Annotated in this window: 11 protein-coding genes; 7 read left to right on the forward strand and 4 right to left on the reverse strand. The window is 41.0% G+C overall.

The genetic code is table 11. The annotated features are described in order from the left end of the window. Positions 1-136 precede the first annotated feature (136 nt). Positions 137-1,405: a L,D-transpeptidase family protein gene (locus tag ACWQ4X_RS16050; protein WP_457904313.1), complete on the reverse strand. Its 1,269-nt coding sequence runs from the start codon at positions 1,403-1,405 to the stop codon at positions 137-139. Positions 1,406-1,607: 202 nt separating this feature from the next. On the opposite strand from ACWQ4X_RS16050, the gene hemE reads away from it, so the two are divergent. From hemE to ACWQ4X_RS16070, 4 genes are all read left to right on the forward strand, one after another. Further along, the gene (gene hemE, locus ACWQ4X_RS16055; protein WP_457904314.1) at positions 1,608-2,678 is read left to right on the forward strand and encodes a uroporphyrinogen decarboxylase; all 1,071 of its coding nucleotides are present in this window, start codon (positions 1,608-1,610) and stop codon (positions 2,676-2,678) included. A 26-nt stretch (positions 2,679-2,704) separates the two neighbouring features. Then, positions 2,705-3,499: a DUF817 family protein gene (locus ACWQ4X_RS16060; protein WP_457904319.1), complete on the forward strand. Its 795-nt coding sequence runs from the start codon at positions 2,705-2,707 to the stop codon at positions 3,497-3,499. Between the two features lie 142 nt (positions 3,500-3,641). Next, the gene (locus ACWQ4X_RS16065; protein ID WP_100241408.1) at positions 3,642-4,112 is read left to right on the forward strand and encodes a DUF3015 family protein; all 471 of its coding nucleotides are present in this window, start codon (positions 3,642-3,644) and stop codon (positions 4,110-4,112) included. A gap of 63 nt (positions 4,113-4,175) precedes the next feature. Beyond that, positions 4,176-6,059, forward strand: a complete 1,884-nt coding sequence (locus ACWQ4X_RS16070; protein WP_457904315.1) for a DUF7840 domain-containing protein — start codon at positions 4,176-4,178, stop codon at positions 6,057-6,059. A 53-nt stretch (positions 6,060-6,112) separates the two neighbouring features. Here ACWQ4X_RS16070 and arsC read toward each other — a convergent pair whose 3' ends face one another. Then, positions 6,113-6,535, reverse strand: coding sequence for an arsenate reductase (glutaredoxin) (gene arsC, locus ACWQ4X_RS16075; RefSeq protein ID WP_457904316.1), 423 nt, complete (start codon positions 6,533-6,535; stop codon positions 6,113-6,115). 88 nt (positions 6,536-6,623) lie between these two features. Between arsC and ACWQ4X_RS16080 the strand changes: the two genes are divergently transcribed. The 3 genes from ACWQ4X_RS16080 to arsH all read left to right on the forward strand — a co-directional run bounded on the left by ACWQ4X_RS16080 (position 6,624) and on the right by arsH (position 8,858). Further along, positions 6,624-6,947 carry an ArsR/SmtB family transcription factor gene (locus ACWQ4X_RS16080; RefSeq protein ID WP_100241405.1) on the forward strand — a complete coding sequence of 108 codons (324 nt, stop codon included), beginning with the start codon at positions 6,624-6,626 and terminating at the stop codon, positions 6,945-6,947. A 160-nt stretch (positions 6,948-7,107) separates the two neighbouring features. After that, positions 7,108-8,157 (forward strand): ACR3 family arsenite efflux transporter, encoded by a 1,050-nt coding sequence (gene arsB, locus ACWQ4X_RS16085; protein ID WP_457904317.1) that lies wholly within the window; start codon positions 7,108-7,110, stop codon positions 8,155-8,157. Further along, the gene (gene arsH, locus ACWQ4X_RS16090; protein ID WP_457904318.1) at positions 8,154-8,858 is read left to right on the forward strand and encodes an arsenical resistance protein ArsH; all 705 of its coding nucleotides are present in this window, start codon (positions 8,154-8,156) and stop codon (positions 8,856-8,858) included. The genes arsB and arsH overlap by 4 nt, the downstream gene beginning before the upstream one ends. 56 nt (positions 8,859-8,914) lie before the next feature. On the opposite strand, the gene folE is transcribed toward arsH, so the two are convergent. Together folE and ACWQ4X_RS16100 are read right to left on the reverse strand one after the other, a co-directional pair. Then, complete coding sequence (folE, locus tag ACWQ4X_RS16095) at positions 8,915-9,463, reverse strand: GTP cyclohydrolase I FolE (RefSeq protein ID WP_171334055.1); 549 nt, start codon at positions 9,461-9,463, stop codon at positions 8,915-8,917. 93 nt (positions 9,464-9,556) lie between these two features. Further along, the gene (locus ACWQ4X_RS16100) at positions 9,557-10,243 is read right to left on the reverse strand and encodes a Smr/MutS family protein (protein WP_142768147.1); all 687 of its coding nucleotides are present in this window, start codon (positions 10,241-10,243) and stop codon (positions 9,557-9,559) included. Between the last annotated feature and the right edge of the window lie 458 nt (positions 10,244-10,701).

The raw sequence follows: 10,701 nt of genomic DNA on the forward strand, positions 1-10,701 counted from the left end.
TCATAGTGTTTCATTGTTAAGGGTTAAATATTATTAAGGCGACAAATCATTCTATATTTGCAACAAAAGGCTGAATAAAATTGTTGGCATAAAAAAGCCTGCAGAAGCAGGCTTTTTGATTTGAGGATAAATAAAATCACTCAAGGAATTTAACTGTTACGCCAGAACGTACTTTTTTACCTAAATCATTGGCATCCCAGTTGGTCAAGCGGATACAACCGTGTGATGCAGTTTTAGAAATCGCAGACGGGTTTGGTGTACCGTGAATACCAAAAGATTTTTTGCTTAAACCAATCCAGATGTTACCCACTGGACCATTCGGACCTGGTGGTAAAGACAGCGGTTTTAAGTTTTTGCCTTGAACGAAGTTGCTTGGTGAATAGCTGTACCAAGGATTTGGTGCTACACCCGTCACTTTATAAGTTCCCGTTGGTGATGGGGTGTCAGAGCTGCCAATCGTCGCAGGGAAAGATGCGATCATTTGATTGCGGCTATTAAAGAGGTACAGTTGTTTTGCACCTTTATGCGCTACGATCAAATGAATGTCTTCAGGTAGTTCATTGCGAATATTGGTCACAATGATTTTTTCGCCCGCTTTTTTAAAGGTTGCTTTTGGATTGAGTTTCTTTAAGAAATCTTCATCCATATGGAATTTTTCACCCAACATTTCCGTGACACGGGTGTAGTACAAACCTTTCATTTTGGCTTGTAATGCATAGTCGTGCGGAATTGAAGGAGCATATGGACCTTGAAGGTCAGCATCGGTAATGGTGTATTCTACAAATGCAGGACGATTACCTTGTTTAGCAATCAAGGCATCCCAAGTTTCTTGGGTTAATGTTCCAGTTGGTTTTAAACCATTCATTTGCTGGAATGTCGCCAATGCTTTTAAGGTATTTTTACCACTGGTACCGTCAATTGCACCCGGTGAAGCATGTGCATTGTTCAACATGACCTGAGTACGTGCATAGACAGGAAATTGACCTTTGCCAATATTGTCATACCAAGCTGCATTGTTTAAGCCATCAAGTGTCCAAGATGCTTTAGCCGCTGGCGACGTTGCAGTCGTGGTTGTAGAACTTGCAGTTGTTGAGCTGGTTGCAACAGGCGCACTTGCAGGGGCTGCACCAATATCTGCTGTGTTGTCTTCAGTTTGTTGAAGATTTTGCAGGGTTTGAGAAGCTTTGTTTAAATCCTGTTGTTCTTGAGGCGTAATTTGCGCATCAGCATTGACATCTTGAGCTGAAGAAGCAGAGCCTATCGCAAGAGGATTAATTGGATCTTCTACGGCAGTATTGGCAACGACTTTGGGATTTAATGGTTGTTCAGCAGTAGTAGCTGTGGCGAAAGCTGTGCCAGCAAAAATGCAACTTAAACTCATTGCGAGTATTGTGCGAACGAACATGTAATTCAACCTTAAGAATTATTGATTTACTAAGTGACAAACGACGCAAGTATTGCAGAAAAATCGGGGAGATGCAGTATTTGTTTTGTGTAAATGTACGCTTTTAAGTGCAGAACATTGCATTTTAATCGTGCGAGAAGTTATTAAAATTTAGTCCTTTTTGTTATGATGCTGCAAAGATTAAATTAAGTTAGGAAAGTCAATGGCGACCTTAAAAAATGATCGTTTTCTGCGTGCCTTATTGCGTGAGCCTGTTGATATTACACCTGTTTGGATGATGCGTCAGGCAGGGCGCTATTTACCTGAGTATCGTGAAACACGTGCCAAAGCGGGCGACTTCCTTTCTTTATGTAAAAATACTGAATTTGCCTGCGAAGTTACTTTGCAACCATTACGTCGTTATGACTTGGATGCAGCAATTCTATTTTCAGATATTTTGACTGTTCCAGATGCTTTGGGTTTGGGGCTTTATTTTGAAGCGGGCGAAGGTCCAAAATTTCACAAAACTATACGTACTGAACAAGATGTCATGAATTTGCCAGCATTCAATGCAAAATCCGATTTAGATTATGTCATGAATGCCGTTTCGACAATTCGTTCCGCTTTAGGCGGGCAAGTGCCATTAATTGGCTTTTCGGGCAGTCCTTGGACCTTAGCTACTTATATGGTTGAAGGTGGTTCGAGCAAAGATTTCCGTTTCACCAAACAGATGATGTATGCGCAGCCTGAAGTGTTACATGCCTTGCTTGATCGTCTCGCGATTGCTGTAATTGATTATTTAAATGCACAAATTGATGCGGGTGCACAGGCTGTTCAGATTTTTGATAGCTGGGGCGGTGCATTGGCGCATCGTGAATATATCGAGTTTTCTTTAAACTACATGCACAAAATTGTGTGTGGATTAAAACGTGAAAAAGATGGTCGTAAAATTCCCGTCATTTTATTTACCAAAGGTGGCGGTCAGTGGTTAGAGCCGATGGTTGCTACGGGTGCGGATGCGTTTGGTTTAGACTGGACCACACCACTTTCAACTGCTCGACGTGTTGTGAATGGACGTGCAGCCTTGCAAGGTAACTTAGACCCTGCAACTTTATATGGCTCATCAAAAACCATTCAAAAAGCGACCCAAGCGATGTTGGATGAAGCGTATGCCAATGGTGAGAAAACAGGTTATGTTGCGAATTTGGGACATGGCATTACCCAATGGGTGAACCCAGATCAGCCAAAAGTGTTTATTGACACGGTACATGAATATAGCGCTAAGTATCTATAACAAGGCTGAGTTGTATCGTGTTACGCATCGCTCAATCTTGTTTTGAATTTTCCTCTAAGGCAGCTTCGGCTGCCTTATTTGGAATTTTATTGCTCATCGCTTTTGTAGTGACAGCCCCTTTAGGCTATGAACAGCATTACGGTTTTTATCGCTATGACTATTTATTGTTTTATGCGCTGATTATTCAATGTTGTTTGTTATATTTAAAATTAGAGTCATGGGCTGAAGCCAGAGTCATTGCACTGTTCCATATTCTGGCGATGGGGATGGAAATTTTCCTGACTCATCCTGCAATTGCGTCTTGGCAATATCCTCAACCAGCAATCTTTAAATTGTGGACCGTACCTTTATTTGCTGGCTTTATGTACTCTGCTGTAGGCAGTTTTTTTGCACGTTCCTTACGCCTGTATAATGTGGCATTTGAGGCTCTACCCAAATTTAGCCACATGCTGATCTTGGCGGTATTGTCTTATATTAACTTCATGAGCAAGTTCTTTATTCCAGATATTCGCTATGTATTGTTTGGCTGGAGTGTGCAGATGTTCTGGAAAACCAACATTCGTTTTGAGTTGCAGCATCACAGCATACAACTGCCAATGTTGCCGATTTTATGGCTATTGGCTTTTATTATCTGGATTGCTGAGAATGTCAGTACCTTTTATAAAATCTGGCTGTATCCCAGTCAGGTAGATGCTTGGCACATGGTCGGATGGGGCAAGCTCGGTTCATGGTACTTGTTGTTATTGCTCAGTTTAGTTCTGGTGTTGAAAATACTTGGAACACGGGATTTACAAGGCTACTGGAAGCTAAATAATGATTGATTTCAGATGGTTAAAATGAATTTTATAACTTTGGTATAAATTGTTTTGCGTTATTAGAGATATACGGATAATCTAAGTTTGTGTAATCCATCATTACATGTAAATAATTAGAACACTCAGAGAATAATTCTGGAGAAGTGCGATGTTAAAAAAAGTAGCGTTAGCAGCAGTATTAGCAATAGGTTCTACAGCAGCATTTGCAGATAGCGATGCAGGTTGTGGTATTGGTTCTGAGATTTGGGCGGGTCAATCAGGTAAAGTGCCGAAATTACTTGCCGCTACAACAAATACTATCTTCCTTAACCAATTATTTGGTATCACTTTTGGTACTCTCGGTTGTAGTGGTTCGGGCACAGTCACTGCACAAGCTGTCACTTTTACTAATGAAAATGCAGAAGCACTGGCACGTGATATGGCGGTTGGTCAGGGTGAAAGTTTGAATGTCTTGGCTGAATTACTCAATATTAAAGCAGAAGATAAAGCTCGTTTCTTCGCAGTATCTAAGCAAAACTTTGCTGAAATTTACTCTACAGAGAATAAAGATTCCTACAAAGTTTTGACATCGTTACAGTCTGTCATGGCTAAAGATGAAGTTCTCAAAGCTTACGTCTAATTGATTCTTATAAAACCCTGTCAACAAGACAGGGTTTTTTATATCTAAAAAAATTAAATTTGAATGAAAAAGATTGCTTTATTTACGGCTTTATTCGGTTCTAGTCTGGCGTATGCCGTTGAACCGACATCATCTATCCACTATGTTGAAATGGCGACCCAGAAACATCTGGCGCAAGAGACAACTTGGCAAAGATTAATGTATGCCAATGCCAAAGGGCAAAGTGAAGTTCACTATGCAGGTTACTTTCTTAGCCCAGAAAGAGGCGGACATTTACAAAATGAATTAAATGCCAATATCGAAGCATTGTTCTTATCCGCAGCGCCGAATCAATCTGTACGTTGTAAATTTCCAGCACGCAGTCAATGGTTAATCAAGCAACTGAATATTCCAGCGACAGATTTACCAAAAGTTGAATGTCCTGAATTAGACAAATGGCTTGGTGAAATTAAACCTTATAAAGCGACTTTAATTTATGCAACGGACTTTATGGGTAATCCGAGTTCGATGTTTGGACATACTTTACTGCGCCTCGATCCCAAAGACCAAAAGCAGTTAAATCTTGTATCTTATGCTGTAAATTATGCAGCGACTGTGGTGGGTTCAGATGGCTGGTCTTTTGCTTGGAAAGGCTTAACGGGACAGTATCCAGGTGAATATTCCTTAATGCCTTATTACCGCAAGGTAAAAGAATACGGGGATTTGGAAAGCCGTGATTTATGGGAGTATGAACTCAATTTAAGCCCTGAAGAAACTCGGTTTTTGGTGCAACATATTTGGGAAATGCAGCATGTGAGTTTCCCGTATTATTTCGTCAGTGATAATTGTGCTTACCGTTTATTGGGCTTGATTGATTTGGTTCGACCAGAACTCAACCTTAAACAGCAGTTTAAAGTGGCTGCAATTCCGATGCAGACCATTAAAGCCATAGATCAACAAGGCATAGTCAGTGAAACGGTTTATCGTCCAGCATTGGAAACGCAATTATTGGCGCAAGCCCGACAGCATGGACAGCGCCTTGCACAAACAGCACATCAGGTGGCCTTTGCAGAGCAAAAGCAACGCGTGGATATTCTGACACCTTATTCAGCAGTGGATCGTGCCAAAATTTTAGAAATGGCCTATGACGATTTGTATCTCCAATTCGTGGCGCAAAAAGTTGATGTGGCTTTTGCCCAACCTAACTTACGTGAATTATTAACCTTACGTAGTGAGATTGATCTAGATAAACAGCGCCAAGCACCTGAGCGACCACGCATTGATCCGACGCAATCACATGATGCACGTTATTTCTCGTTCAAAGCGGGTACTGTGCAGGGTGATGAATTTATTGAACTGGGACATCGACAGGCTTATCACGATTTAATTGATCCGCAAGGTGGTTATCGTGTGGGCACGCAACTCTTATTTTGGGATGGCTCGATTCAATACCGTCGGGATGAGTTGAAACTGGAGCATTTTGACTTTCTCACCGTGAATTCTTATAACCCGATTACGGCATTTAAAACACCGCTCACGTGGGGATTTAATTTTGGCTGGCAGCAAGAAGCATTGACTTCATCAGGCAAGTTTAGCGAGCAGGATCAACACGGTGTGGTGAGTTTAAAAACCCAAATGGGCTATAGCTATGCCGATGCCAAACGAGAGAATTTATGCTATGCCCAAATGCAAACTTATCTGCAAGGCGGAAAATCTTTAGATAAAGGCTGGCGTCTGGGGATGGGACCAACCGTGGGGTGTCAGAATATTTGGACCGATCGGATCAACTCGATTGTGCAAGCTGAATTACCTTACTGGGAAGATTCACATCAATGGCAAGTTCGATTGAACTCACAAGTGCAATATGCCTTGAATGCGCAAAATGCATTAAGAGTGGGTTGGGAATACCAAGTGCAAGATCATCAGGACTGGAATAAACTGAGTTTTGGTTATGTGCGGTTTTTCTAAATAAGAAAATAAAAGAAGGCACTTTTTAAGTGCCTTCTTTTTTACAGTCTATTTTATTTTTTGATCAGTTGACCTTGTTCATCGATGAGTAATTCACCATCTTCTTTGCTAAAACTACCACGTTGTGGGGCAGACAGAAGATCTAAAACAACTTCTGAAGGACGGCATAATTTTACGCCAAGCTCTGTTACGACGAAAGGACGATTGATTAAAATTGGATATTGCAGCATAAAATCAATGAGTTGCTCATCAGTATGGGCAGACTGTTCGAGCTGTAACTCTTCATAAGGCGCTACATTTTTTCGTAAAACTTCACGAACTGAGAGGCCTGAACGCTTGATTAAATCGATCAATTCCTGTTTAGTAGGCGGGGTTTTAAGATATTCGATAATTTCTGGTTCTTGGCCTGTATTTTTTATCAGACCAAGGGTATTTCTGGACGTACCACAAGCAGGATTATGATAGATCTTAATCATTTCGACATCTTTTTTTCGTTAAAATAAACTCTGTTGCATTTATATATGGATATCCGTATATTTGCAATCATTAATTTTGGGCTGCAAAATGGATCAAACTGATTTCTTTAAATGTCTCTCTGACCCAACTCGCTTGGATATTATGAAGTGGGTAATGGCAAGAGAAAATGTCTGTGTGTGTGAGTTGACTGAACTATTACAACTGAGTCAGCCAAAAATTTCACGGCATTTGGCTTTATTAAGAAATTTGTCGGTTTTATTGGATCAGCGTCAAGGGCAGTGGGTGTATTACCGAGTGAATCCAGACTTACCAGAATGGGCAAATGACGTGTTATCCATTATCGCCAAGACAGCAGAAGCCAATCCTCAGGATTCTTATTTGAATTCGACCGTCAGTGTTCATTGTGAATAAGCATCTCAAATTAATGATTTAGACTTTGATTATTGGTCAAGATTTGGCGATCTGATCGCCTATCTTTCTGAGAACAGTCTAAAAGGGTTTAAGCCATTCGAGTCTTATCAGCTCGAATTTAATAACACCATCATTAAAATCTCCCAGATTGAGAATACACATGTCGACGTCCAGACTTTCTTTTTTAGACCGCAATTTGACCTTGTGGATTTTTATTGCCATGGCACTTGGGGTAGCAATCGGGGTATTTTTTCCTCAAGCGTCAGTTGCTTTAGATCAAATGCATGTGGGTTCAGTCAATATTCCGATTGCGATTGGCTTGATTGTCATGATGTATCCACCGTTGGCGAAGGTGGACTATGCTGCCTTGCCTGAGGTGTTTAAAGATAAACGCACCTTGACACTGTCACTGGTACAAAACTGGTTGATTGCACCATGCTTGATGTTTGTCTTGGCGATCGTGTTTCTACAGTCTTATCCTGAATACATGACTGGACTGATCTTAATTGGTCTGGCACGTTGTATTGCCATGGTTTTGGTCTGGAATGATCTGGCCTGTGGAGATAATCAATATGTTGCAGCTTTAGTCGCATTCAATAGTATTTTCCAGATTTTATTCTTCAGCAGTTATGCATGGTTGTTCTTGAGTTTCTTGCCACCGTATTTTGGTGTTGAGGCACAAGTCATTCAGGTCAGTTTTTGGATGATTACTCAAGCAGTATTGATCTATTTGGGCATTCCATTTTTATTGGGTTTTTTAACCCGTCTGATTTTAGTCAAACAAAAAGGATTGGTCTGGTATCAAAGCCATTTCCTGCCAAAAATTGGACCACTCAGTTTAATGGCTTTACTGTTCACGATTGTGGCAATGTTCAGCCTCAAGGGTGGTGAAGTGGTCAGCTTACCGATGGATGTATTGCGGATCGCGATTCCATTGACCATTTATTTCATAGTGATGTTCTTTATCAGTTTCTTTATGAGCAAATGGATGGGCAACAACTACGCACGTACCACTGCAATTTCCTTTACGGCTGCAGGCAATAACTTTGAATTGGCATTGGCTGTTGCGATTGCAACCTTTGGATTGGCATCTCCTGTGGCATTTACCACAGTGATTGGTCCTTTGGTGGAAGTGCCTGTGCTGATTGCATTAGTCAGTGTGTCGTTGTGGTTGCGAAAAAAATATTTTAAAACAGAGGTTTTGGGATGAGTTTAGCCAATATTGATTTAGCGTTATTACCAAAGCCAACCCTAGAACAGGTACAAGCAAAAACCATTGAGCATCCACCACGCATTTTGCTGTTGTATGGTTCAAACCGTGAGCGTTCGTATAGCCGTTTGGCAGTGCAAGAAGCAGGTCGAATTCTGGAATACTTCGGTGCTGAAGTCAGAATTTTCCATCCTAAAGGTTTACCCTTGCCAGAAGATGCGGATCTGGAGCATGTAAAAGTCAAAGAATTGCATGAGCTGTTGGCTTGGTCAGAAGGCATGGTTTGGTGTTCACCAGAGCGTCATGGCTCTATGAGTTCGATTTTTAAAGCGCAGATTGACTGGATTCCGCTGGCCGCAGGAGCGATTCGTGCTACACAAGGTAAAACACTGGCTTTGATGCAAGTATGTGGTGGTTCGCAATCGTTTAATGCGGTTAATCAAATGCGTATTCTAGGACGTTGGATGCGTATGATCACCATCCCAAACCAGTCTTCTATTCCCAAAGCATTCTTGGAATTTGAAGAAGATGGTTCCATGAAAGCTTCCTCTTTCTACACGCGCATTGTGGACGTGATGGAAGAGTTGTATAAATTTACGTTAATGACCCGTGGACAATCCGCCTATCTGACTGATCGTTATTCAGAACGTGTTGAAACCGCAGAGCAGTTGTCGAAACGTGTGAATCAGCGTTCGCTATAACATAAAAATAAACCCCGAAAGATTCGGGGTTTATTTTTGCAATTCTTTTGAGTGAATTAATAACTTTCTGGCACAGCACTGAGGAATTCACGACGTGATTCTTTATCAGTTTTGAACTCACCGACAAAGGAAACAGTACGCGTCGTCGATTCTTGTTTACCGACACCACGCATCATCATGCACATATGCGCAGAATCAATCACCACGGCAACACCACGGGCTTGCGTAACTTCGGCAACCGCTTCGGCAATTTGCTGAGTCAAGTTTTCTTGAATTTGCAAACGACGTGCGAACATTTCAGTAATACGGGCGAATTTCGATAAGCCAAGCACATGACCTTCAGGTAAATAGGCAATATGTACACGACCATAGAATGGAAGGAGATGGTGTTCGCAAAGCGAATAAAATTCAATATTTTTCACCAAGACCATTTCACGGTTGTCCGAAGGGAACACCGCTTTATTGGTGACTTCTTCTAGCGTCTTACTATAACCAGACGTTAAATACGAAAACGCTTTAGCAGCACGCACAGGTGTATCAACCAAACCTGGACGATTTAGGTCTTCACCAACGGCAGTTAAAATATTTGCGTAGGATTGCTGCATAGACATAAGACGTTTTCACTTACTCTTATATTGAACAAGGACGGCATTGTACCAGAAAACCGTAACAATGCCGTGTTTAATATCAAAATCCGATTACTGATTGTACTTCGGATTTTTCTCTGAGCGTTTTAGGAGAACTAAAACTGCACCCGTGCCACCCTGATTATCAGGTGCACTGACGAAGGCAAGTACGTCACGATGTTGACGTAACCAGCCATTCACATAGGTTTTTAAAATCGCTTCTGGTCCTTTGCCATGCACAATTTTAATGACATTCTGATTTTCATCTTTTGCCATTTGAATAATTTGCAGGACTGCTGCACGCGCTTGTTCGATGGTACAGCCATGTAAATCCACGGCTTCAAACCAGCGTAATTTCCCTGCTTTTAAATCTTCAAAAACCTTATGTTGCAAGGTTGCTATGCGATAACTCAAATTGGCTTGACTTGCCACAGGGTTGAGCATGGCTTGCGTGTCTGAAAGTTCGGTCATTTCAGACTCAGTTGGACCTACCGCTGCTGCACGCTTTGCCAGCACTTGCGCATCCAATTTCTTTTTCGGAGTTTTAGCAATAGGCGCAGCATTGCCTGCATCCATTTTTTGCACGCCTTGCATGGATTTTAGAAAGAGTTCGGCATCATCGGGTTCAGCTGCTGCAGTCTGCTTTTGAGATTCAGCCTGCTGTGCAACCGAAGTTGATTGGGGATGATTGATTTGCTTTTTAAAGGCTTTCAGTAAGTTGTACTGATCTTTAGAAAGCGATGAATCATGTTTGCTCATAATGTCCGAAATAACTGCAAGATAAGGTTTAAGCAGCAATTATAGTCGGATTTTACTGCAATTTGAACTGCATTGCATTTAAGGGGTTGCTAGATCTAAAACAATCAGAGGTATATGGAGTCCAAAGTGCGTGTGAATGGACTTGGGTTCACTCAGCTGAAAAAATTATCTAAAGATGTGCTACTAGCAAAATTATTTTGATGGTCTGATAAAAAATTAGCTGCTGATTTATTGATATTTTTTTAGAAGAAGATTTAGAGCAAAAGGGAGAATCATTTATCTAGGCAAATTCAGAGATGAAAAAACATGAAAGATATATTAAGATATATCTTATTAAATCTTACCAATACAGTTGATGCATGAAAATTTGCATTCTCTGTTTGCGTTTAAAGATTATGGGAGAGGTGCTGCTTAATAATAAATTGATTCCTTATTGAAAGCATTTTTACCGCAGTTAA

The organism is Acinetobacter sp. NigerLNRRAM0016 (assembly GCF_054112845.1).